Genomic DNA, 22,056 nt, shown 5'->3' with positions numbered 1-22,056 from the left:
CGAGGAACACCTAGGGAATCATTGGCCGCACCAGATCGGGCGGCTCAGGCTGGAGGCGGACTACCAGTCCAGGGTCAGCCGCACGGTGAGGTATCGGCCGCGCCAGTCCGCCTGCGTCACGTCGTAGTACGGCGTGCGGTCCGCGTACTGCGGCAGGCGATTGGCCAGGTTGGCAACGCTGAATCCAAGCGATGCGGCCTTGGAGCCGGGCAGCAGCTCCGGCCACATCTTCTTAAGGTCCATCGTGCCGGCCAGGTCGTGCAACCAGTAGGCGCCCAGACGGCGGTCACTGGTGCCGCGGTCCAGGTACCTGCCGAGATAGCGGCTGGTCAAGCCGAGGCTCCAGGCTCCTTGATCGATGCCGACACCGAGACGGCCCTTCCAGCGGGGCGCCCAGTAGTCGCTGAAGCGGCGGCCCAGCCGGTCTTCCTCGGCCGCTCCAGGCGTCAGCCGAACGGTGTACCTGCTGGTATGGCTCGTGCCACCAGACAGCGTCAGCTTGCCTGCCGGCGTCTTCCACACATAGGCCAGGTCCAGGTCCGTGCCCGCCGTGTCAACTCGACCGAAGTTGACCTCGGTGTACTGGACGCTGGTGACGGCGCCGGGCTGTCCGTTCACCGCCGGTCCGCGTGTCACGAGTTGGGGAAACGTTGCCTCCGCGTCCAACACCGTCTGCGGCAGGATCACGCCGATCATGTCCCGGATGCGGGTCTGCCAGTGCGTGACGCTCAGCCGCGTGCCGAGTCCACCCTCGGGCTCCCAGACTGCTCCGACGCTCCGCGCCTGGCCACGCTCCGGCATCAGGACCGGGTTACGCCCTTGGACAACCGTTCCCGAGTTGATCGCCTCACCACCACGCGACGGGTCGACCAGGCCGAAGATCGATGCGTCGTAGATGGTGTCGGCGTAGTTGGTCTGAACGAGTGTCGGCGGCTTGAACGAGGTCGCGGCGGATCCGCGGATCAACAGGTTCCGCGATGGTCGAAGTTCGATGCCGCCTTGGAACGTGTTCGCCGAGCCGAAGTCGCTGTAGTGGTCGCGCCGTGCGGCCAATGTCAACGCGGCAAGGTCCCACCGGCCGCCACCTTCGTTGCTGGAACGGAGCAGCGGCGCCCTCCCCTCGACATAGGCTGCCGAGCTGCTGCGCTTGACGTCGATCACCTCCGAGGTCGTCACGTTGTACTCATCGCGCGCCGCCTCCGCACCCACGACGACGTCGATCGGGCCGGCGGGCAGATCGATCAGCGGTCCTCGGGCCTGCGCGCTGACCTGGTCTTTGCGGCCCACGCTACGCCTGATGGAGTCCGACCAGATCTGGCTCAGCACCGCGTCATTGGCCGCCCGGCCCGACGTGAACGGATTCAGCGCAGTGGCCGGATCAGACGATGCGAGGGCAGCGGCCCGGGCAGTCGAATTCACACGGTCGTTCCAGACCTGCGAACCACCCCTGTCGCTGGCCGTCGACAGCACCACCTCCGCATCCCAGCCCTCGCCCAACTCGCCCCTGGCGCCAGCCAGGGCTCGCGTGAAGTTGGTCTGCCTGGCCAGGCCGTCAGTGCCGTTCTCGGCGCCAAGGGCCGTCGAGACCCTCACGTCAACGCCGAAGGGATTGAAGGCGTTCGTGGCCGGCACCGTCAGCCCTGAAATCAGAATGCCGCGCTCCGCGCCCTCCATGCGATCCCTGACATGCGTAACCTCGGTGAAGGCAGACCAGCTTCCGAGCAACTTGCGCTCCCCCAGCGCGTGGACTGACAAGGTCTTGTAGCCATACAGCAGCGCGGCACCATTGCCCGTGGCGTAAAGGTTGCACAGGTTCTCCGTGCCAGCGGTCGCCAGGAAGTCGGACGCCGTCAATGACTGGCCTGCATTGGCTGGGATGGCTGCAATGCCTGAGCTCAGCCCTGGCAAATTGCCTGAGACGCTACGCACCGTGCCCGGGCTGCAGCGGCCCTGGCGCCCATCCACGCCACCCATGCGGCGATAGTCAGCGTCCAGGAAGAACTCTCGTTGCCTCATCGACAGCGGCGACGAACGGCTGTAAGAACCCATCAGCAGAAACTGGCTGTCGGCATCACGCCGGCCCGTGGCCACCGACACGCTGTGGTCATCGAAGCCGCGTCCCTTGCCCGCACTGACAGCGAAAGACTGGCCGTTGATCGACTTCTTCAAGATCACGTTGACCACGCCGGCCAGCGCATCTCCGCCGTACACGGCGGACGAACCCTGCGGCACCACCTCGACGCGCTCGATCGCCGCCACGGGAATGAGGTTCAGGTTGAACACGTTGCCGAAGGATGACCCCACGGCCTGCACCTTCCGACCATTGATGAGCACCAGCGTTGAGCCCAAGGGCAGGCCGCGCAGTTGCACGGTGCCTTGCCCCAGCGTGTTGCTGAAACCACCCTCGCCTGACGATGCCGACACCTCGGTCAGCGATGCGAGGAATCGCTGCAGGTTTGGCTGGCCGCTCTTCGCGATGTCCTCCCGCGTGTAGACGTTCACCGGTGCCGGGCCTTCGCCCTCAACGCGGCGCAGGCGGGAGCCAGTGACCTCAATCCGCATGAGTTCGGTTGTGCCGCCGCTCGGCGCCTGGGCCTCGTCGGCGACTCCGTTGCCCGACACCACGCTGAGGCGCCGCTGTTCCTGCGCGCCTGCAGCTTCGCCACGCCCGGTCGTCGGGACCATGACCGGCCCGCTGCTCGCAGGGGCGGCAGGCAACGTGGCGCCCGGCGGGGCCGGCTTGACGACAATCCCACCGTCGGCCTTCAGCTCGGCGATGAGGCCGGTCCCCTTCACGGCGGCAGCGACCGCTTCGATCGGCGAGAGCTTGCCGGAAACGGGCCGCGCGACGCGCCCCACAACGGCATCCGGGTCGAACAGCACCGACGCGCTGGTCTGGCGAGCGATCGAGAGCAGAGCCTCCGACATCCGTTGGGACGGCTGCTCGAATACGTAACGCGCTGTCTTGGCGGGCTCTGCAGCGCAGGCGAAGCTGGCGCCTAAGGCGATGCAAAACCAGGCGCTGTACGCGAGCGCTCCTCGCTGGCTGGGGAATCTCTGGTGGGTGGGCCGTCTCATCTGATGTCCTTGTTGTGCTGATGGCTAGCAACAAGATGACGATTCAGTCGAGTGCCCAACGGCCAGTGGATGCCCTACTCTGCTTTTCGGAGCTCCAATCGTCCACCGTCATTTTTCAGGGTCAGGCCATGCAAACTGGCGACCGCATTGGCAAATCCAACGTTGTCGCCGGTCCGGTAAAGACCGCTCACGCGCAGATTTGAGTCCGCCAACTTGTCGACCAACACGATCGGCGTTCGGCTGTAGCGGTTCATTTCCGCCACGGCCTCGGACAACGCGGTCGCGTCGAAGACTGCTTCGCTGCGCTTCCAGGCCGTGACCTGCTCAACGTTGGGCCGGTCCACCTTCGGCACGACAGTCGACGTCGCGCTCGGCGCCATGTCCAGGCGCAGTCGCTCTCCTGGCTTCATCAGGATGGGGCTGGCTGGTGCAATACCTTCACCGCCAGCTCCCGGCGCAGCCCGAACGCTGACCTGCCCCTCGATGAGGGTGACAGCGACTTCACGGGGGGCATCGGCGACGGCCGCGCCATAGCGGACCGAGAAGGCCGTCCCGACGGCCACCACCTCACTACCCGCCACACGAACGACAAAAGGCCTCGTCGAGTCCTTGGCGACCTCGAAAATCGCCTCCCCGCTGTTCACGTTCACCGTGCGCTGCCGGGTGCCAAAGCTCACCCGCAAGCGGGTGTCGGTGTTGAGAATCATGCGTGTGCCGTCCTCCAGCATCACGACGCGCTGCTCGCCGACATCTGTGCGGAATGCGCCTTCGTCCCACCACTGCTGCCCGATGAACAAGCCGACGGCCAGGACTGCCACTGACGCAGCCATGGCGGCCCACCGCTGCTTGCCCCTGTATCCCCCCCCCGGCTGCCATGGATTTCGGCGAGACAGGGTCTCATAGGCCGTCGAAAGCTTGATTTTTTCGACATCAAGCCATGCATCCGTGCATTTCTCGAAAGCCTCCTGATGCGCCGCCGACTGTGCCTGCCAGGCGCGGAGGTCGCGCTCCATCTGTTGCGACCGGTCGGGGCCGTGCAGGCGCGTCACCCAGACCGCTGCCTCAGCGGCGATGGCCGGTGTCACCTTGGGTCTGGTTTCCTTGCCACCGGGGGTATCCGTGCGCTCAGGCGTCATGGATACCAGCCCTCCATATGGCTCGCCGTCAACATCACCGCCTTCGAGATGTGCCACTCAACGCCACTTCTCGTCATGCCGAACTGCTTCGCCAGCTCCGCATAGCTCACCCCATCGACCTTGTGCGCCAGGTAGATCTTGCGCGTCGTCTCGTTCATCCGGGCCAGACACTCGCTCAGGCGATCCAGCCGCTCCCGGGCCAGCACCACGTCGTCGACGTTGGGGCGACCATCAATGATCACCACATCGTCGGGCGACACCTGCTCGCCGCGAACCGCCTGGGCTCGGTGGGCATCGATCGAAAGGTTCAGCGCGGCTCTCATCAAGAATGCCTCGGGCTGTTCGACGGGCTGCGTGAGGGAGAAGGACGCCAACTTGATCCAGGCGTCATGCACCAAGTCATCTGCGTCCTCTCGCGACTGGCCGCGCCTCATCAGCGCGGACCTCACCCGGGAGAATACGCCTGGCAGATCCTTGATCATCTGAGAAACCGCAATCGCAGCGACGGTATGGGTCAGACAGCCCTGGACACAGCCAGGCAGCGCTGGGAAGCAGCTCGCAGAGTTCCAGCCTGCGCTGCCATGGCGGCACGCTCCCGATCCATCCTGCGCTCGGCTCCCAATAGCGCCTTTGCCACGAACTCTAGCGCGGCATCTTGATTCAAGAAGTAACCGTTTCGTTGCACGGCGCGCGCCAGTTCTTCGAGCAATACCGTAGCCGTTCGGTCGGCGGCCAGGACGAAGCGCCGGTCTTGCTCGGAGAGCTCGGCGAGCGACTTACGCAGCTGCTGCGCCTCACCCAGGCGAGATGCCTGATCCGTGGCCGGCAACACCGACTGGATCGCACCGAGAAGGGCCGCCTCGCCGCCACCGCTGATGGCCGCACGTAGATCTGCGGCGGCAGCAGCTCGCAGCCTGCGTTTCAGCGGCTCCGTGGCGCGCCGAACGAAATGCTCGGTCGAGGGTGCTCGCTGGGCTCGGGGGTAGGCGCTCAGCATCTCCGCTGCGGCCGAAGGCCAGCCTGCATCGATCACCATTGCGATGCGCTCAGCACCGCGCTCGCGAAGGTCACGAATGACGTTGCCACTCGCGGCCGGCTGAACCCAAAGCCCAAGAACCTCTGCCTCAGTGTTGGGCAGGCAGCCAAGCGCCCAACCAAGACTCAGCTCCAGGGTTCCATCATCAAAGTGAACATCGGCATGCGATTCGGTGACGACCACGATGCGGTACCCGCGACAGAGCGGCCGATCCTGCACTTTGAACCGATGACCGTTGTCTGATTCCAATCGACGCTCGGTGTCCATTTGCGTGCCACTTCCACTGCTCGGCACGGTAGGGCATCCCAAAGGAAGGCAATCCTGTCCGCGCTGATGCTACTTTAAGTCTGTAGACCCAAAGTCATCAACCGGGGAATCTACCCCTATGGTAACCAGGGGCAAAAATGGCGGAGAAGCAAGGGGGCGACTAGCCCGCCGGCTCCGCGAGCTTCGAGACGTCCAAAAGTTCTCTCAGGAGGAACTTGGCGCCAGGGCTGAGCTTCACCGAACCTACGTCGGCTCAGTTGAGCGCCGGGAGCGAAACGTTTCCATCGACAACATCGAGCGTCTAGCGCCGGCTCTCGGCGTCGACATCTGCGAGCTGCTTGCCGCCGGCTGATTGCACACCGGTGATCGTCCTCCGATCACGACGTAAGTCGCGCAGGAGCGAGAGATGCTACTTTAAGTCTGTAGACCCATAGTCATCTCAAAGCGAACCTGCGCTCCATGCCAGGGCGTAGTCAAAAGGTTGCATCAGCGAGGGCGCGACTCGCGCGCCATCTTCGCGAGCACCGTGCCGCACGCGGTCTGTCGCAAGAGGCGCTCGCTGCACTGGCAGACTTACATCGCACGTATGTGGGATCGGTTGAACGGGCCGAGCGGAACGTATCTCTGGACAACATTGAGCGGCTTGCCGCTGCACTTGGCGTCGACATCTGCGCTCTGCTTCAGGCGTGACACAGTCAGCCGCATGAAGCGCGCCAGCCTCAAGAGAAGGCCTTCCACAGCTCGGTCTCGAGAAACCAGGGACTGATGTCGCTGGCTTCCAGCCGGATGGTCTCGAAATCAGTGACCTCGGCCGGCCGCCGGTGCGTCGTTGGCCGGCTTACTTGACACGCTTCAGGATGGTGCCCGGCTTGACGCGCTTGCCAACGGGCAGATCCTTGATGACCGTGAAGCTGCCGTCGCGCTTGCGCTCAACGACCTGCCCGCTGGCGGTCTTCACCGTGACGGCACCCGCGTGCCTCAGCGTGGTCCAGTAGGCCTCGTGGCCTGCCTTGGCCGCAAGCCCAGGAATGCGCCGCTCCGCGATCTGCATCCCACGTTCGGTCAAGGTGGTCCGGCTGGTACGGGAGGACATGGCGGCTGCTCGTAGCGTTGTCTTGACAGACTAGCAGTGCGCAGTTCCGTTACGCAGCCAGGCGGTGCTCGTAGTAGGCAGGCGCACGGTCATCGAAGATGTCGTACAGCGCCTGGAGGTTCTTCGGGTCGGGGTTCAACCAGGCATCCACATGCTCAGGTTTGATACGGATGATCATGCGATCGTGCCCCGCATCCCGCACCTCGGGCGGGGGCTCGTCGGTGATGGCGGCAAAGGACAACAAGTCCGGCTCACCGTCCTTCTTCCAATGCGACCACAGGCAGGCGATGTACATCAGCTCCGGCGGATTGGGCTGGAACCGAAGGATCACGTTCTCAGGCTTCTCGTCGGGCCCGAGCGCGCGATGCTCCATGTCGTGGCGCTTGACGTTCTCGTAGAACGTGTCCACCAGCAGGATGCCGTGCGTGTAGCCGAATTGGCCTTTCCAGAACCGCTCCAGGTTGTCGCGGCGGGCGTTGTAGGTCCCGGGGTATTCGATGTCATACGCGGCCGGCCGACCGGCGGGCCGACACTGGTAGCGCATGGGCAGCACGACGCGCTGGCCGTCGCGGACGACCATCACGGGTGCATACACGCCAGGGAAGATGCGCGAGTCCCGGTCGAGCAGATCCGTTCTGCGCAGATCCTCCAGATCCAGCCGCGCCTTGGAAATCTTCGACGGCGCGATGCGCAGGCTGTCCAGCACGGTCTTCGCCGGCTTGAGGTTCGACTGCGCGATGCGCTCGGCATCGGCCAGGCGCTTGCGCTGGGCGAACAATTCCTTCTCCAGCGCCATCGCCCGGTCGCCCTTGAAGGCCTCAATGAGGCGCTTGACCTCCTGCTCCTCGGGCGTGGTGGCCTCGCCCTCGAACGCCGCTTCCACGGCCTTCGGAACCTTCAGCTTGGCCTCCTGCCGGTTGAAGAAGAGTTGGACGAACTCCTTGATGCTGAGGTGCGCCCCGAACAGGCGGACGTAGTCGCGGTAGTTGGCGCGGACCTGGGCTGAGTAGCACATGGATGAACTGCCCCTGCAGATGGGGAGACGCCGTTATCGCACATCGATGCACGCAGGGCGCGTGACGTGAAGGACGACCGCCGGCGCCCGAGTCGGTGACCCGCCTGCTGGACGCGTGTCGCCTTGTGGTGTACTGTATAAATAAACAGTCTTTCAACAAAAGTTTGAGCCGCGCCAACCCCGCTGACGCCACACCCCCATGTCTGCCCACCCGGTGCAGCAGGACTTGCTGTCCTCGCTGCAAAGTCCTTCTGTTGCCTGCGAAAGGCACGACGCGGCCCTCGAGCCCGTCGCGCTGGCTGCGCCTGCACAGAACGCCGCCGGGCCAGCGTGTCTGCTTCCCGACGCACTGATCGATTCGGTCTGGCGGGCCGACCAGCTGGGCCATGCGAGGACGGCAGCCGTCAGCACCGGCTTTGCTGCGCTGGACGCGGAGATCCCTGAAGGCGGCTGGCCCTGCGGCTGCCTGATCGAGATCCTGCAGCCCCAGCCGTCGGTGCAGGAATGGCGTCTCATCGGACCGTCGCTGCGCCCGCTGCTCAAGGGCGGTCGGGCCGTCGTCGTTGTGGGTCCGCCCAAGCCCCTGCACCTGCCCGGCGTGCGACACCTGGGGATCGAAGAGCAGCAGTTGATCTGGGTGGCGGCAGGCGCGCCGTCGCAACGGCTTTGGGCGACGGAACAGTTGCTCCGGGCCAATGCCGCTGCAGCCGTCGTGGCATGGATGCCGCAAGCCCGGCCGGAACAGCTGAGGCGCCTGCAGGTGCTGGCGCAGGCCTGCGAAGGGCTGGTTTTCATCTGCAGGCCCCTGGTCGCCCGCCATGACCCCTCGCCCGCTCCTCTTCGCATCGTGTCCAGGCCATTGGTGGACTGGCAGATCGAGGTGCAGATCGTGAAGCGCAGGGGGCCAGCTCAGGAGGTGCCACTGCAGCTGAGCTCGGTGCCGGGTGGCATCGAACACGTCCTGACCCCTCGCACGCGCCGGCCCAGCGCCCTGAAGCCAACCAAGGAGAACCACGTTGTTGTGGGTCGTTCTGCTTACCTCGATCCCAGCGATCTCACCCGAGAAGTCCTCGAGCGCGTCGCCAGCCTCTGACGGCGTGCGCGGCCTGGTGCTGTGGTCACTGCAGTTCACGCCCCGCGTGGCTGTCGTGGAGGGCTGCGCCGTCGCGATGGAGGTGGAATCCAGCCTGCGGCTGTTCAAGGGGCTGGAAGCCCTGAAGGAGCGCGTCAGTGCGGAAGCGCCAGACGTGGGCGTCGTCGGCATCGGGTGGGCGCCGACGGCGATGGCGGCGCTCGTGATGGCGCGTTGCGGCGTGTTCGACCTTGGGCGCCGCCTGCTGCAACCGGTAATCGACGAGCTGCCGCTGGCTGCCTTGACCGCAGCCGTTGCCTATGAGGAGACGCTGTCCTGTGCGGGCATCACCTTGCTCGGTGAACTGCGCCGGCTGCCGCGCGCCCAGGTCAGCCGCCGGTTCGGGACCGCATTGCTCGCCGCCTTGGACCAGGCCTACGGACAGCGTGCCGAGGTTTTCAGGTACGAGACCATCCCCGAGGATTTCTCGGCTCGGATCGAGCTGCCTGCCCGGGAGGACCATGCGCCGGCGCTGCTGATGTACGCCCGGCCCTTGCTCATGCAGATGTGCGGCTGGCTGGCCTCCCGGCATGCTGGTGCGGTCGGTTTTCGGTTCCGGTGGATTCACGATTCGATGCGCGCCAAGGACGCAGGCGACGGCGGTGAAGTGACGATCCGCTCGGCCGAGGTGCTGCGAGACCTGGAGCATTTCGTGAGGTTGCTGGCTGAGCACCTGGCCAAGCAGGATCTGCTGGCCCCGGTCGGCGAGCTGAAGATCGATGCGATCGGCGTCCAAGCCCTCACCGAGCAGAGCGCATCGCTGCTGCCCGAGAGCCTGGGTTCGGGCGAATCGCTGTACCTGGTCCTCGAGCGCATCGCCGCGCGCCTCGGACCGAAGAGCGTGCTGCAGCCGGTGCTGGTGGATGACCACCGCATGGAGTGGATGACTCACTGGACGCCGCTGGCCAAGCAGAAGAAGCGCACGCCGGCGCCGGTACCCGAACAGCCCGAGCCCACCTTTGTGCTGGAGGCCCCGCTTGAACTGGCGGTCATCAACCACCGCCCGCACTACGAGGGTCCGCTGACATTGCTGATCGGCCCCGACCGCGTTGAAGGAGGCTGGTGGGATCGGCTGCCCGGCACCTCGGCCACTCGCAATGTGGTGCGGGACTACTGGATCGCCCAGTCCGACAACGCCGGCGTGCTGTCCATCTTCAACACCCAGGATGCCGACGGCCGCATCGCGTGGTTCCTACATGGCCACTTCGCCTGAGCGCGAGCATGACGACGCTGCCGGGCTACGCGGAGCTGAGGGTCCTCAGCAACTTTTCTTTCTTGAAGGCTGCCAGCTGGCCGGAAGAGCTGGTGCAGCGCGCCAAGTCCCTGGGCTACACCGCGATTGCCATCACCGACGAGTGCTCGATGGCCGGCATCGTCCGCGCCCATGTCGCGGCCAAGGAGCACGAGATCCAGTTGCTGGTCGGCAGCCAGTTCCAGGTGGACTGCGTGTTCGCTCACACCCTCGTCGTCTACGCCTGCAATCTCAACGGCTACGGCAATCTCTGCCAGCTGATCTCAAAGCTGCGACGCAGCTCGGAGAAGGGCACGTACTCGGCCACGCCCGACGACTTCGGGCCGAACGATCTCGACGACTGTGTCGTGGTTGCTTGCCCGGAGCGCCGTGCCAAGCCTGAGGCGCTGATCGGGTTGGCGCGCTGGCTGCTGGGCCGTTTCATGGGGCGGGCCTGGCTGGGGCTGGACCTGCTCAAGCTCAGCGATGACGAGGTGCGGCTGGCGCGCTTGCGCGAGGTCAGCGCGCAGACGGAGATCCCGCTGGTGGCTGTCGGCGACGTGACGATGCACGTGCGCAGCCGCAAGCCGTTGATGGACGTCATGACGGCGACCCGGTTGGGCAAACCGCTGACCGAATGCGGCCGGGCGCTGGACCGCAATGCCGAACGCCACCTGCGCACGCGGGGGCGGCTCGCCCGCACCTTCCCCGCCGATCTGATGGCGCAGACGCTCCAGGTAGCCGCACGGTGCGAGTTCTCCCTGGACGAGATCCGCTATCAGTACCCGTCAGAGGTGGTGCCGGACGGCGAGACGCCGGGCAGCTATCTGCGGCGCATCACCTACGAAGGCGCCGGCCGGCGCTGGCCCGGGGGCATCCCGGCCTCGGTCACCGAGCAGATCGAGCGTGAGCTGGCCCTGATCGCCGAGATGCACTACGAGCACTACTTTTTAACTGTCGCCGACATCGTGCAGTTCGCGCGCAGCCAGCACATCCTCTGCCAGGGGCGGGGGTCGGCCGCGAACTCGGTGGTCTGCTATTGCACCGGCGTGACAGAGGTGGACCCGGCCCGCATGAATGTGCTCTTTGAGCGCTTTTTATCCAAAGAGAGGAATGAACCGCCCGACATCGACATCGACTTCGAACATGAGCGGCGCGAAGAGGTCATCCAGTACCTGTACGGCAAGTACACGCGCAACCGTGCGGCGCTCGCCGCGGTGGTGATCTCCTACCGGGTCAAGAGCGCCATCAAGGACGTGGGCAAGGCGCTGGGTTTTGACATTGACGAACTGGAGCGCCTGGCCGCCTCGCACCAATGGTGGGACGGCAACGTGATCGACGCTGACCGGCTGCGAGAGGCCGGCCTCGACATCGAGGACCTCGCGGTGCGGCAGCTGCTTGAGCTGACGCGAGACCTCATCGGCATGCCCCGACACCTGTCCCAGCATCCTGGCGGCTTTGTGTTGACGAACGGACCGCTGACGCGCCTCGTGCCGATCGAGAACGCCAGCATGCCGGACCGCACCGTCATCCAGTGGGACAAGGACGATCTGGACGCCGCTGGCCTCCTGAAAGTCGATGTGCTTGGCCTGGGCATGCTGACGGCCATCCGCAAGGCGCTGGACTTCGTGAGCCAGACCCGCGGTTTCGACTTCCAGATGCAGGACATCCCTGCCGAGGACCCGGCCACCTACGACATGATCTGCAAGGCCGACACCATCGGCGTGTTCCAGATCGAGTCAAGGGCACAGCGGTCGATGCTGCCACGCTTGCAGCCTCGCTGCTTCTATGACCTGGTGGTTGAAGTCGCCATCGTCCGGCCGGGGCCGATCCAGGGGCAGATGGTGCATCCCTACCTGCGGCGGCGGCAGGGGCAAGAGGCGGTGACTTACCCCAGCAAGGAACTGGAGGCCGTGCTCGGACGCACGCTCGGCGTGCCGCTGTTCCAGGAGCAGGTCATGCAGGTCGCGATGGTGGCGGCCGGGTATTCAGGCGGAGAGGCTGACCGGCTGCGCCGCGACATGGCGGCCTGGAAACGCAAAGGCGGCTTGCAGCAGCACTACGACAAGATCGTTGACGGCATGACGGCCCGTGGCTATCAACGCGAGTTCGCCGAGGCCATCTTCAACCAGATCAAGGGCTTCAGCGAGTACGGCTTTCCCGAGAGCCATGCGGCCAGCTTCGCGCTGCTCGTCTACGCGTCCTGCTGGCTGAAGCTTCACCATCCGATGGAGTTCCTGGCGGCGATGCTGAACGCGCAGCCGCTGGGTTTTTATTCGCCGAGCCAGCTGGTGCAGGACGCCAAGCGCCACGGCGTCAAGGTCCTGCCGCCGGATGTGATTTGGAGCGACTGGGACTGCAAGCTCGAAGAGACGGGGTCGGGCATGGCGGTGCGTCTGGGCCTTCGGCTTGTGAAGAGCTTGCAGGAAGCCTCGGCCTTGGCAATCTCGAAGGCGCGGGAAGAAACGCCGTTCGAGAGTGCCGAGGATCTGTCGCTGCGCGCGGGGCTGAACCATCAGCAGATGACGGCGCTCGCCGCCGGTGACGCGTTGATGGGCCTGAGCGGGCACCGGCGACAGCAGGCCTGGGACGCCGCGGCACTGCGTGCGGCGCCGCCGCTGTTGGAAGGCGCCCCGGTCAACGAGGACTACCTGGAATTGCCCGAGGCTCCTGAAGGAGAGGCCATCGTCAAGGACTACGAGTCGCTGGGCCTGACGCTCAGACGTCATCCGTTGGCGCTGCTGCGCCCGCAGTTGCAGGAGCGGCAATTGATGACTGCGGCGGAGCTTGAGGCAGCTCCCGACCGGCGCGCCGTGAAGGCGTGCGGGATCGTGACGACGCGGCAGCAACCCGAAACTGCAAACGGGACGATCTTCATTTCGCTGGAGGACGAGACCGGCGAGGTGCAGGTGATCGTGCACAAGGCCATCTGGGAGCGGCAGCGCCAGGAGACGCTGAGCTCGCGACTTCTGGCGGTGAGAGGCACCTGGCAGCGAGTGGACGGCGTGAGCAACCTGATCGCGGGGCATCTGGAGGACTTGACGCCGCTGCTGGGGGGCTTGAAGACGAAGAGAAGAGAGTTTCGTTAGTTTGATGCAGACCAAGCGTGCGGCGCTCGCTGGACCGAATCCTACGCACCGAGGCAGCTGAGGCAACTGCCGCCATCAGCCTCCTGTTGCCGCAGCCGCGAGCGGCGGTTCCGCCAGCAATTGCTGACGATCGCGGCCGGTGTCAGTACGGCAGCCCCGACGCCCATGGAGTACCAGCATGCTTCTGAACCTGAACGACCCCGACAGCATCGTGGCCTGGTGGACCGTCCTCCTGGATCGCCACGATGCTTACCTGTCGCACCAGGTCCGGGTCAGCCCCGAGCTCGCGCCGGCCATCAACGAAGCGCGCCGCCGCATCGCGGCATATCCCGAGCTGACCCGGACGCTTGAGCTGTCCAACGCGCGACGGCTCCAGCACGAGGCCGCGATGGCCAGCCAAAACGACAGCCACAGCTCGCTGCAGCTGAGGCGCCAGGAGCTGGCAACGGCCGCCTGACCGCGCACACGAACGCACCCCGCAGTCGCCATGGGTCCCATCAACCCGATGGCATCGGGTTTGCTGCCTCGCGCAGCAAGCCCTTTCTTGTACCCGAAGCGGCGGGTGGCGCAAAGTGCCGCCAGGCCCTAGCGCCCACGCGGCACCCACGCGGCCATTGCAACCGCGGACGCACCAAACAGCCGCCCAGCTTCCCGTCGCCATCTAGGATGGTCGACAAAAGGGAAGGAATGCCATGAGCACGAGCAACAGGGACGACAACGCCTCGGTCGCGTTGTACTGGGACTTCGAGAATCTTCATGCCGGCTTGATTGACGCCAAGCATGGCGAAGGCACGTACGCCAGGCAGGACAACCGATTCAAGCCGCAGGAGCCGCTGATCGATGTGCAGGCCCTCGTCGAACTAAGCGCCTCCTTCGGCCCCGTGGCCATCAATCGGGCGTACGGCAACTGGCAGTTCTTCGGCCGCTACCGCGACGCCCTGCTGCAAAGCGCCGTTGAGCTGATCCAGTTGTTCCCACCCGGCGCCGCTGCCAAGAACGGCGCGGACATCAAGCTGTGCCTGGATGCGACAGAAGACATCGCGCGCTTCCCCCACATCGGCACGGTGATCGTCATCGGCGGCGACAGTGACTTCATGCCAGTCGCGCAGAAGATCAAGGCCGCTGGACGGACGCTCATCGGCATCGGCAATCGCAAGAACACCAACCGGCACTGGGCGAAGAGCTGTCACGAGTTCCGCTACTACGACACCCTGGTGGCAGCGCCCGTGCTCGACGTCCCCATCGCGGTGGGTGAGAAGGCCATCACGCGGCCACCGGCGGACCCGGCCGCCGAAATCTTGCAGCGCGCAGTGCGGCTACTGGCCGAAGCGAAGGGAGAGCCCTGGGTCAACAAAGGCTCCGCCTGGCACATGGTCAAACGTCTAGACCCGACGTTTGACCCCAAAGACCACGGACACGCCAACTTCGCCGAGATGGTGAAAGCGCTGGACTCGGTTGTCGAGGTCAAGAAGGGCGAGTCCGACCACATGTTGCGCCTGCGCTGACCTTGGCCGTCAGGACCACCGCGACTATCGAGTCCGCATCGGCAACCACTCGACGGACGTCCGGCGCACCAGTTCTGCGTAGCTGATCGGCTTGGACGGCCTCTCATCGTCGCGGTTGGCCTGCCAGTGCACCCATGTCTGCCCGGTCTGCGCGTCGTGGACTAGCTTGAACAGATGGCTGGGCACGGCGACCCCATTGGGGCCGATCCGTTCACCGCCGTCGCCAAACACGGTGCCGGTCACCACATAGACATCCCCGACTGCTCGCTGGACGTACTTGCGCGTGTCCTGCTCGATCTTCGACCAGGCGCCAGAGTTGTGGCGAATCGACTGGGGGACCATGTTGGCCAGAGAGAACGACTGGGCCATCGCTTCTTCAGTCGCCATGTCGCCCGACGCCGCCATGTGCCCGCGGGAGTACCCGGACCGCTTGTAATCATCGAGCTCCGCGCGCTCCGAGCGTGGCAGGCGCGCATCGGCAAAGAAGCGATCTGAACGCTGGCGCTTGACGCCACCCAGGGCCCTCTTGTTCAGGCGCTGCGCCGAGAACACAGGTGTCTTCGTCACTCCGCTATGCAACACGGCGAAGCCATCAAAGCAGAGTTCCCGCAGCTTAGGTCCGGGTTGCAACGCAGGAGACTTCTGTCCCAGGAAGAACTGCGGGCACTGAGCAAACGATGTCGGCAGCCGCGCTGCTTCCAGCGAGGACTTGGAAGCCATCGCCCACGCCGGCAACGCAAGGATCAGGATCGCGAGAGGCCGGAGCCGGTTTGGAAATCCGCGCACGGAGTCAGTAGAAAGTTCAACGGGCTCGCATTGAACCATCGCCGTCTCATAGGCCTCGCGCTGGTAGCGGCTTCTCGGCTGACGGCGGCGTTCAACCACAGGCATCACCACGGATGCGCTACATTGGTCTCGTGCTTCGGCCCCCTGCTTTTCCTCCCTGAGCAGGCGCCTGTCATAGCAGCGAGAGGCGGCTCATCCAGACTTCGGCATGCCGTGCGCGTATCTGTCGCACAAGGCCCGGTTCAAGCCGTTGAACAGCCAAGTCTGCCGGCGACTGCTTCATGCCGGGCATCGTGAACTCGACGGCTGACCGCCAATGATGGCAACCGCGAAATGATTGCCCCCCCCGGGGTGCGGACTTCGGCTTTGGGCACTTATGCACAGTGCTCGATTATGAGTAGCTCAGTAGGTGCTCGTGCGACATCTCCCTCGTGCGGGGGGCGTGCCTGGGCTTCGAAACTGTCCATAGTTTCGTCATGCTCAAAGGCGTCAAACGCGATGAATCCTTGCTGGGGTGCGCGCCGCAGCTTCATCTCCAGCGTGCGGCGAACTGTTCCAATCTCAGGAATTTGATTGCCCCCTGCCGAGAGAGCACCTGTCACAACGGGCGATGTCGGTTGGGGCGGTGTGCCATCGTCATCGCGTCGGTGGCTGCCGCGTGGCAAGACTGTTGGACCTCAGTCTCGCCTCGTCGGAAATCAAACGTTATGTGCAGCGCGTCATCGCCCTTGACGCACGCAACGCCAGCATTCACGGGGCCTGCAGCCTATCGGTATCGGAGACCTGCACATAACTGAGCACTGTGCATAAGTGCCCAAAGCGGAAACTCGCCGAACTACAGCAACAGGCTGGCGACGACATCCAGTTTTGGTCGTGTGATGACCGCTGCGGCAAGCACCGGTCACTCGGCTTCCTGCGGGCTGCGTGACCGCTGCGGCTCGAGTTGACGCCTCCCACGCGAGCCCCAAGATCGTTGTTTGACGGAGATCAAGCGGTCCATGCCCGCTGCCTCCTAGCATTCATGCATATCAAATGCATGTTCTGGAGATCGCCAATGACACCCACCACCGACGACACGAAACTGGACCTGCGAGGCCGGGATGAGCGCGAGCAGCCTCATGGGGTGAGCAGCGCTTTTCGTCGCCTCGTCCCTTACGACTCGCTGGAAGTCATCGTCGATCGGAACGCTCAACCGCTTTGTGAGCAGCTGGGCCTGGAGCAGCCCGGCGCGTTTGCCTGGGAGGTTCTCGAAGACGGCCCGCACAACTGGCGTGTGCGCATCACCAAGCTTGCTGCGGACGCTGGCCGTGGACAGTGCTGCGGCTCATGCGGCTGCGCCTGAGCCGTCCGTGCGGCTCACCGCCTTCACCGACTACAGCCTGCGCGTGCTGATCTACCTGGCTTGCGAGCCGGACCGGCGCGTCACGGTCGCCGCCATCTCCGCGGCCTTCGACATCAAGCTCAACCACCTCACCAAGGTCGTTCACCAACTCGCCAGGCGCGGTTGGGTGACGACGGTGCGCGGCAAGGGCGGTGGCCTCATGCTGGGCCGGCCTGCCGAGCGGATCTGCATCGGTGACGTGGTGCGCGACGCCGAGGGCGAGCCACTGCCGGCCGAGTGCTTCTCGGCGCAGGCGAGCCGTTGTGCCATCGCCAATCACTGCCAGCTCAGGGGCGTGCTGGGCGAGGCCGTGACGGCCTTCTACGCCGTGCTGGACCGCTACACGCTGGCCGACATCGCCGGCAACCGGGGGGAACTGGTTCATCTGCTGCGCTTCACGGCGCCTGCCCAGGCGAATCGTGGCGGCGTTGTGCCGCCGCACCGCCAACGAAGTACACGACATGACCCACTTGCTCAGAATTGACGAACCCGCACGTGTGGCGCCAAGCGGTTTTGCGCTGTTGGCGCTGGGCTTCCGGCCGTTCTACCTGCTGGCCAGCGTCTTCGCGGCCTTGTCAGTGCCGCTGTGGGCCTTGCAGTTCTCGGGCCTGCTGGGGCAGCCCTACCTGGCCGGTCCGATCTGGCATGCCCACGAGATGCTGTTCGGCTTCACGCTGGCGGTCATCGTCGGCTTCCTGTTCACGGCCGGCCGCAACTGGGCCAACCTGCCCACGCCCACGGGTTGGAAGCTCGCGGCGCTGGCGGCGCTTTGGGTGGCCGCCCGGGTGCTGGTGCTGACGCCTTATGCACTGACCGCCGCAGTCACCAACGTCGCCTTTCCGCTGGCCGCCGCCATCGCGCTGGCCGTGCCCTTCGTGAAGGCCCGCAGCCGGCGCAACTACTTCTTCATCGGCCTGCTCGCCCTGCTGGCGCTGGCCGCCGGCTGTGTGCATCTGGCGCAGTTCGGCGTCGTCGCGGTGCCCGGCTGGATCGGCATCCAGGTGGCGCTGGACGTGGTGCTCTTCATCCTCGCCGTGGTGGGCGGGCGCGTCATCCCGATGTTCACGAACAACGGCGTGCCCGGCGCGGCCGCGGCACGCAATGCCTGGGTGGAGAAGGCGGCGCTGGGCGGTGTGCTGGCGCTGCTGGCCGCCGATGCCCTCGGGCTGCAGGGCGTGCCGCTGGCGGTGCTGACCCTCGCGGCCGGCGCCGCGCACGCCTGGCGCTGGGCGTTGTGGCAGCCCTGGCGCACGCTGCGGGTACCCATCGTGTGGGTGCTGCACCTGGCCTATCTGTGGGTGCCGGTGCACCTGCTGCTGCGCGCGCTGGCCGCAGCCGGCTGGCTGATGCCGTCGCTCGCCACGCATGCGCTGACCGTGGGCGCCGTGGGCGGCCTCGTCATCGGCATGATGACGCGCACCGCGCGCGGCCACACCGGGCGGCCCTTGAAGGCCGACCGCTACGAGGTCGCCTGCTACCTGCTGGTCGCGTCCGCCGCCGCCGTGCGCGTGATCCTGCCCCTGATCGCACCGGCCCTGTTCGTGCACGCCACGCTCGCCTCGGCTCTGCTGTGGTCGGCGGGCTTCGGCCTGTACGCGGTGCGCTACTGGCCCGTGCTGTCCCGCCCGCGCCTCGACGGCCGGCCCGGTTGATCCCTACGAGACCCCCATGAAACTGCCCGACTACTTTGCCGAGATCCCCCGCCTCACCGTGCAGGACCCGCTGGCCCGCGTGCTGGGCTGCGCCGAGGACGGCATCTTCGAGTACGGCTTCGCCGATGCCGTGCGGCTTGCCGGCCATTCCTGCGTGGCCGTCGCGTCGGCCTACTGGCTCACCTGGCTGGCGTTGGAGCACCTCTACCCGGACGGCCTGCCCCAGCGCGGCGGCATCAAGGTGGAGTTCCGCGACGACGTGCGCACCGGCGGCAGCGGTGTCGTCGCGACCGTGGTGCAGATGCTCACCGGCGCGGCGGGTGGCTCCGGCTTCAAGGGCCTGGGTGGGCGCTTCAGCCGGGCGGGCCTTATCCGCAGCAGACCCGACTTGTTGCTGGCGCTGCGCTTCACCCGGCTCGACAGCCATGCTGCGGTCGACGTCGGCGTGGACACCGCGTCCCTGCCCGGCCAGCCGGAGCTGGACGTGCTGGTGGCACTGCTGTCCTCAGGCAAGGCGACGCCGCAGCAGGAGGGCGAGCTGGGCGAACTCTGGCAGGCGCGCGTGCGCATGCTGCTCCTGGAGCGCGGGCGCGATCCCACCGTGTTCATGGTCCGGCCGGTGCAGCGGCTGCGCGGCGCGACCGGCCTTCCCCACATGCCGGAGGCCGCAGAGGCGTTGGCGTGAGCAAGAAGTTCCCGATCCGGCCGGCGAACCCCGGGCGCATCTGCTGGGGCTGCGACCGCTACTGCGCGGCCGAGTCGCTGCAGTGCGGCAACGGCTCGGTGGCCACGCCCCATCCCAGCGAACTGTTCGGCGACGACTGGATGAGCTGGGGCCTGGATGCCAGGGCGCCCGCAGGCGAAGCCGCCGGGCCAGCGGGGACGCTAGCGCAGTGAATCGCCGCCTTCCTTGCGCGAGATCAAGCTCACCCCGAAACGGTCTGCCCAGAATCTGTGCATGTTCAAAGGCTGGAATCGCGCGCGTCTCGCCACCAAGGTCGGCATCCTGGGTGCCGCCTTGCTGTGCATCGCGCTGGCCTCCATCGGGCTGACGTTGTGGATTGGCTGGCAGCTCGAAGGCGGCGCGGCGGCGGTCAACGAGGCCGGGCGGCTGCGCATGCAGACCTGGCGCCTCGCCCACCAGGGAGCCGCTGGCGCCAGCGGCCAGATGCGCGGGCTTGCGCAGGCCTACGACGCATCGCTGCAACTGCTGGTGGACGGCGACCCGGCCCGGCCCCTGTTCCTTCCCCGCGACGAGCCGACCCTGCAGGCCTACCGCAGCGTGCGCGAAGGCTGGCTGCAGCTCAGGTCGGCTGCGCCCGGGGGCCTGCCCGCACCCACTGGCGCCCAGGCCGAGGCCCTCGTGCGGCGCATCGACATCCTTGTCGACGCGGTCGAGGCGCGCATGGGCAGTTGGAGCGCGCTGCTGTCGAGCGTGCAACTGGCGCTGGTGGGGCTGGCCATTGCCGCAGCCATGATCTTTCTGTACTCCTCCCACCTGGTGGTTTTTGCACCGGTCGACCGCCTGCGCCGCGGCCTGCGGGCGCTGGAGCAGGGCACGCTGGGTGCCCGCATCGCCGAGGATTCGCTGGACGAATTCGGCGATCTCGCGCGCGGCTTCAACCGCATGGCGCAGCGGCTCGAAGCGGTCTACTGCGGCATGGCGGACGAGGTGCGCGCCAAGACGGCGGACTTGCGCCTGGAGCAGCAGCGGCTGGCCACGCTCTACGAGGCCACGTCGTTTGCCGCCGGGGCTTCGTCCTCGCGCGACCTGGCGACCGGCTTTGCGGATCGCATGCGCCGGGCGGCTGGCGCCGATGCGGTCGCCCTGCGCTGGATGGACCCCAGCCAGCAGCGCATGGTGCTGCTGGCCGCACAGGGCCTGCCGCCCGCGATGCTGGACACCGAGCGCTGCCTGGCACCGGGCGAATGCCATTGCGGCAGCGCGGGGCTTCACGCAAGCGTGATCCCGATCACCAGCGAGCACCGCCATGGGTCGCACTGTGCCAAGGCCGGCTTCGTCGCCGTGACGGCGGTGGCGCTGACGACGCAGGGCCGGGTGATGGGCGAGGTGGACCTGCTCTTCCGCGAGACACCGCAGCCCAGCAAGGCCGACCGCGAACTGCTGGACAGCCTGGCAAGTCATCTGGCCAGCGCCATGGACAGCCTGCGCAACGCGGCCCTGCAGCGCGAGGCGGCCGTGGCCGAGGAGCGCGGCATGCTGGCCCGCGAGCTGCATGACTCCATTGCGCAGAGCCTGGCCTTCATGAAAATCCAGCTGCAGCTGCTGAAGGATGCTCGGCAGGGCGGGCAGCCCGATGCGGCCGCGCGTCTCGTCGAGGAGCTGGAGCTCGGCCTGAAGGAATGCACGGCCGACGTGCGCGCGCTGCTGATGCATTTCCGCACCCGCACCGATGGCGACGACATGCTGCCCGCGTTGCAGCAAACGCTGCAGAAGTTCCGCCTGCAAAGCGGCCTGCAGGCCGAGCTGGAGGTGGATGGCCACGGTGCGCCGCTGCCGGCCGACGTGCAGGTGCAGCTGCTGCACGTGGTGCAGGAGGCGCTGGCCAATGTGCGCAAGCATGCGCAGGCCAGGCAGGTGCAGGTGCGCCTGACGCACCAGCCGCACTGGCAGATCGACGTGCGCGACGACGGCCGCGGTTTCGACCCGGCGGTGGACATGCCCGACGACAGCCACGTGGGCCTGCGCATCATGCGCGAGCGTGCCGCCAAAGTGGGCGCCGCCGTGGCGTTCGAATCCCAACCCGGACGAGGCACGCTGGTGCGAGTCTCGCTGCCTGAATCCGAGGCGATGAATCCATGAGCGTCATTGATCCCATCCGTGTCCTCGTCGTCGACGACCACACGCTGTTCCGCCGCGGCCTGATCGCGTTGCTGGCCACGCAGTCGCAGCTGCAGGTCGTCGGTGAGGCCGGCGACGCGGGCGCCGCCGAGCGCCTGGCCGCCGAGCTGCAGCCCCAGGTCATCCTGCTGGACAACCACCTGCCCGGCGTCACCGGCGTGCTGGCCCTGCCCGCGCTGAAGGCGGCTGCTCCTGGCGCGCAGGTGCTGATGCTGACGATGAGCGAGTCCGAGTCCGACCTGAGCGCGGCGCTGCGCGCGGGTGCCTGCGGCTATCTGCTGAAGACGGCGGACAACCACGAACTGACCCAGGCCATCGAGCGCGCGGCGCGCGGCGTGTCCAGCTTCAGCGCCGAGATGACGGCCAAGCTGGCCAGCGCCTTCCGCCACGACGCCGAGGCGGCGTCCACGGCCGCCGCCGCGCCGCCCGACCCGCTGGGCACGCTGTCGCCGCGCGAGCGCGAGATCGTCGACCTGATCGCGCGTGGCGACTCCAACAAGCAGATCGCACGTGAACTGGGCATCGCCGAGACGACCGTGAAGATCCACGTGCAGCATCTGCTGCGCAAGCTGGATCTGGACTCGCGGGTGCAGGCGGCGGTGTTGGTGACGCAGCAGCGGGCCTAGGCGAACGCCACGGCGATAGCTGGATTGCGCCGGGACGCGGGGGCATGCAATTGCTTCGTTGCTCGGGCCAGAGGCCCGAGCCTTCGCCAGGCACAAACAGTCCTCAGGACTGTTTGAGTCCGGGCTCAGTCCTCCGGCCCGCTGCGCGGCCCTCCCCCTTTACCTG

At 66.4% G+C, this 22,056-nt stretch carries 21 protein-coding genes; 14 read left to right on the top strand and 7 right to left on the bottom strand.

Annotated elements, in window-relative coordinates; all coding sequences use genetic code 11:
- Positions 1 to 60 precede the first annotated feature (60 nt).
- From ACG00Y_RS19520 to ACG00Y_RS19505, 4 genes are all read right to left on the bottom strand, one after another.
- On the bottom strand, positions 61 to 3,078 hold the full coding sequence (locus tag ACG00Y_RS19520; RefSeq protein ID WP_394481729.1) for a TonB-dependent receptor domain-containing protein: 3,018 nt from the start codon (positions 3,076 to 3,078) through the stop codon (positions 61 to 63).
- Positions 3,079 to 3,152: 74 nt separating this feature from the next.
- The gene (locus tag ACG00Y_RS19515; protein WP_394481727.1) at positions 3,153 to 4,214 is read right to left on the bottom strand and encodes a FecR family protein; all 1,062 of its coding nucleotides are present in this window, start codon (positions 4,212 to 4,214) and stop codon (positions 3,153 to 3,155) included.
- Positions 4,211 to 4,696 (bottom strand): RNA polymerase sigma factor, encoded by a 486-nt coding sequence (locus ACG00Y_RS19510; protein WP_394481725.1) that lies wholly within the window; start codon positions 4,694 to 4,696, stop codon positions 4,211 to 4,213. Before ACG00Y_RS19510 ends, ACG00Y_RS19515 begins: the two co-directional genes overlap by 4 nt.
- A gap of 32 nt (positions 4,697 to 4,728) precedes the next feature.
- Entirely contained in the window at positions 4,729 to 5,517 is a 789-nt protein-coding gene (locus tag ACG00Y_RS19505; protein ID WP_394481723.1) for a transposase, read from the bottom strand.
- A gap of 118 nt (positions 5,518 to 5,635) precedes the next feature.
- On the opposite strand from ACG00Y_RS19505, the gene ACG00Y_RS19500 reads away from it, so the two are divergent.
- Positions 5,636 to 5,869 carry a helix-turn-helix domain-containing protein gene (locus tag ACG00Y_RS19500; protein ID WP_394481721.1) on the top strand — a complete coding sequence of 78 codons (234 nt, stop codon included), beginning with the start codon at positions 5,636 to 5,638 and terminating at the stop codon, positions 5,867 to 5,869.
- 107 nt (positions 5,870 to 5,976) lie between these two features.
- Positions 5,977 to 6,207: a helix-turn-helix transcriptional regulator gene (locus ACG00Y_RS19495; protein WP_394481719.1), complete on the top strand. Its 231-nt coding sequence runs from the start codon at positions 5,977 to 5,979 to the stop codon at positions 6,205 to 6,207.
- 148 nt (positions 6,208 to 6,355) lie between these two features.
- Here the strand turns inward: ACG00Y_RS19495 and ACG00Y_RS19490 are convergent, their stop codons facing one another.
- The gene (locus ACG00Y_RS19490) at positions 6,356 to 6,610 is read right to left on the bottom strand and encodes a hypothetical protein (protein ID WP_394481717.1); all 255 of its coding nucleotides are present in this window, start codon (positions 6,608 to 6,610) and stop codon (positions 6,356 to 6,358) included.
- 49 nt (positions 6,611 to 6,659) lie between these two features.
- A complete protein-coding gene (locus ACG00Y_RS19485; protein WP_394481715.1) occupies positions 6,660 to 7,625 on the bottom strand; it encodes an SOS response-associated peptidase family protein in 966 nt (321 codons plus the stop codon).
- Between the two features lie 199 nt (positions 7,626 to 7,824).
- On the opposite strand from ACG00Y_RS19485, the gene imuA reads away from it, so the two are divergent.
- From imuA to ACG00Y_RS19460, 5 genes are all read left to right on the top strand, one after another.
- Complete coding sequence (gene imuA / locus ACG00Y_RS19480; protein ID WP_394481713.1) at positions 7,825 to 8,718, top strand: translesion DNA synthesis-associated protein ImuA; 894 nt, start codon at positions 7,825 to 7,827, stop codon at positions 8,716 to 8,718.
- On the top strand, positions 8,642 to 9,970 hold the full coding sequence (locus tag ACG00Y_RS19475; protein WP_394481712.1) for a Y-family DNA polymerase: 1,329 nt from the start codon (positions 8,642 to 8,644) through the stop codon (positions 9,968 to 9,970). Before imuA ends, ACG00Y_RS19475 begins: the two co-directional genes overlap by 77 nt.
- Before the next feature lie 8 nt (positions 9,971 to 9,978).
- Complete coding sequence (locus tag ACG00Y_RS19470; RefSeq protein WP_394481710.1) at positions 9,979 to 13,077, top strand: error-prone DNA polymerase; 3,099 nt, start codon at positions 9,979 to 9,981, stop codon at positions 13,075 to 13,077.
- 178 nt (positions 13,078 to 13,255) lie between these two features.
- On the top strand, positions 13,256 to 13,534 hold the full coding sequence (locus tag ACG00Y_RS19465) for a hypothetical protein (protein WP_394481708.1): 279 nt from the start codon (positions 13,256 to 13,258) through the stop codon (positions 13,532 to 13,534).
- A gap of 235 nt (positions 13,535 to 13,769) precedes the next feature.
- Complete coding sequence (locus tag ACG00Y_RS19460) at positions 13,770 to 14,582, top strand: NYN domain-containing protein (RefSeq protein ID WP_394481706.1); 813 nt, start codon at positions 13,770 to 13,772, stop codon at positions 14,580 to 14,582.
- Between the two features lie 24 nt (positions 14,583 to 14,606).
- Here the strand turns inward: ACG00Y_RS19460 and ACG00Y_RS19455 are convergent, their stop codons facing one another.
- A complete protein-coding gene (locus ACG00Y_RS19455) occupies positions 14,607 to 15,302 on the bottom strand; it encodes a DNA/RNA non-specific endonuclease (RefSeq protein WP_394481945.1) in 696 nt (231 codons plus the stop codon).
- 1,120 nt (positions 15,303 to 16,422) lie between these two features.
- Here ACG00Y_RS19455 and ACG00Y_RS19450 point away from each other — a divergent pair.
- The 7 genes from ACG00Y_RS19450 to ACG00Y_RS19420 all read left to right on the top strand — a co-directional run bounded on the left by ACG00Y_RS19450 (position 16,423) and on the right by ACG00Y_RS19420 (position 21,890).
- On the top strand, positions 16,423 to 16,710 hold the full coding sequence (locus ACG00Y_RS19450) for a DUF2249 domain-containing protein (protein ID WP_394481704.1): 288 nt from the start codon (positions 16,423 to 16,425) through the stop codon (positions 16,708 to 16,710).
- 7 nt (positions 16,711 to 16,717) lie between these two features.
- Positions 16,718 to 17,233: an Rrf2 family transcriptional regulator gene (locus ACG00Y_RS19445; protein ID WP_394481702.1), complete on the top strand. Its 516-nt coding sequence runs from the start codon at positions 16,718 to 16,720 to the stop codon at positions 17,231 to 17,233.
- The gene (locus ACG00Y_RS19440; protein ID WP_394481700.1) at positions 17,211 to 18,401 is read left to right on the top strand and encodes an NnrS family protein; all 1,191 of its coding nucleotides are present in this window, start codon (positions 17,211 to 17,213) and stop codon (positions 18,399 to 18,401) included. The genes ACG00Y_RS19445 and ACG00Y_RS19440 overlap by 23 nt, the downstream gene beginning before the upstream one ends.
- A 16-nt stretch (positions 18,402 to 18,417) precedes the next feature.
- Entirely contained in the window at positions 18,418 to 19,086 is a 669-nt protein-coding gene (locus tag ACG00Y_RS19435) for a hypothetical protein (protein WP_394481698.1), read from the top strand.
- Entirely contained in the window at positions 19,083 to 19,298 is a 216-nt protein-coding gene (locus ACG00Y_RS19430) for a DUF3079 domain-containing protein (RefSeq protein WP_394481697.1), read from the top strand. Before ACG00Y_RS19435 ends, ACG00Y_RS19430 begins: the two co-directional genes overlap by 4 nt.
- Before the next feature lie 61 nt (positions 19,299 to 19,359).
- A complete protein-coding gene (locus tag ACG00Y_RS19425; protein ID WP_394481696.1) occupies positions 19,360 to 21,225 on the top strand; it encodes a type IV pili methyl-accepting chemotaxis transducer N-terminal domain-containing protein in 1,866 nt (621 codons plus the stop codon).
- On the top strand, positions 21,222 to 21,890 hold the full coding sequence (locus tag ACG00Y_RS19420) for a response regulator (RefSeq protein WP_394481694.1): 669 nt from the start codon (positions 21,222 to 21,224) through the stop codon (positions 21,888 to 21,890). The genes ACG00Y_RS19425 and ACG00Y_RS19420 overlap by 4 nt, the downstream gene beginning before the upstream one ends.
- Positions 21,891 to 22,056 lie beyond the last annotated feature (166 nt).

The sequence above is a fragment of the Pelomonas parva genome (assembly GCF_043555835.1).
Taxonomy (GTDB): domain Bacteria; phylum Pseudomonadota; class Gammaproteobacteria; order Burkholderiales; family Burkholderiaceae_C; genus Pelomonas; species Pelomonas parva.
Note: the sequence above shows the minus strand (reverse complement) of the source record. Positions and strands in the feature narration are given on the sequence as shown.

Bases quoted from the DNA above. Each gene is read 5' to 3' on its own strand.
- ACG00Y_RS19520 (WP_394481729.1), bottom strand. From the start codon at position 3,078: ATGAGACGGCCCACCCACCAGAGATTCCCCAGCCAGCGAGGAGCGCTC.
- ACG00Y_RS19515 (WP_394481727.1), bottom strand. From the start codon at position 4,214: ATGACGCCTGAGCGCACGGATACCCCCGGTGGCAAGGAAACCAGACCC.
- ACG00Y_RS19510 (WP_394481725.1), bottom strand. From the start codon at position 4,696: ATGATCAAGGATCTGCCAGGCGTATTCTCCCGGGTGAGGTCCGCGCTG.
- ACG00Y_RS19505 (WP_394481723.1), bottom strand. From the start codon at position 5,517: ATGGACACCGAGCGTCGATTGGAATCAGACAACGGTCATCGGTTCAAA.
- ACG00Y_RS19500 (WP_394481721.1), top strand. From the start codon at position 5,636: ATGGTAACCAGGGGCAAAAATGGCGGAGAAGCAAGGGGGCGACTAGCC.
- ACG00Y_RS19495 (WP_394481719.1), top strand. From the start codon at position 5,977: ATGCCAGGGCGTAGTCAAAAGGTTGCATCAGCGAGGGCGCGACTCGCG.
- ACG00Y_RS19490 (WP_394481717.1), bottom strand. From the start codon at position 6,610: ATGTCCTCCCGTACCAGCCGGACCACCTTGACCGAACGTGGGATGCAG.
- ACG00Y_RS19485 (WP_394481715.1), bottom strand. From the start codon at position 7,625: ATGTGCTACTCAGCCCAGGTCCGCGCCAACTACCGCGACTACGTCCGC.
- imuA (WP_394481713.1), top strand. From the start codon at position 7,825: ATGTCTGCCCACCCGGTGCAGCAGGACTTGCTGTCCTCGCTGCAAAGT.
- ACG00Y_RS19470 (WP_394481710.1), top strand. From the start codon at position 9,979: ATGACGACGCTGCCGGGCTACGCGGAGCTGAGGGTCCTCAGCAACTTT.
- ACG00Y_RS19465 (WP_394481708.1), top strand. From the start codon at position 13,256: ATGCTTCTGAACCTGAACGACCCCGACAGCATCGTGGCCTGGTGGACC.
- ACG00Y_RS19460 (WP_394481706.1), top strand. From the start codon at position 13,770: ATGAGCACGAGCAACAGGGACGACAACGCCTCGGTCGCGTTGTACTGG.
- ACG00Y_RS19455 (WP_394481945.1), bottom strand. From the start codon at position 15,302: ATGGCTTCCAAGTCCTCGCTGGAAGCAGCGCGGCTGCCGACATCGTTT.
- ACG00Y_RS19450 (WP_394481704.1), top strand. From the start codon at position 16,423: ATGACACCCACCACCGACGACACGAAACTGGACCTGCGAGGCCGGGAT.
- ACG00Y_RS19440 (WP_394481700.1), top strand. From the start codon at position 17,211: ATGACCCACTTGCTCAGAATTGACGAACCCGCACGTGTGGCGCCAAGC.
- ACG00Y_RS19435 (WP_394481698.1), top strand. From the start codon at position 18,418: ATGAAACTGCCCGACTACTTTGCCGAGATCCCCCGCCTCACCGTGCAG.
- ACG00Y_RS19425 (WP_394481696.1), top strand. From the start codon at position 19,360: ATGTTCAAAGGCTGGAATCGCGCGCGTCTCGCCACCAAGGTCGGCATC.
- ACG00Y_RS19420 (WP_394481694.1), top strand. From the start codon at position 21,222: ATGAGCGTCATTGATCCCATCCGTGTCCTCGTCGTCGACGACCACACG.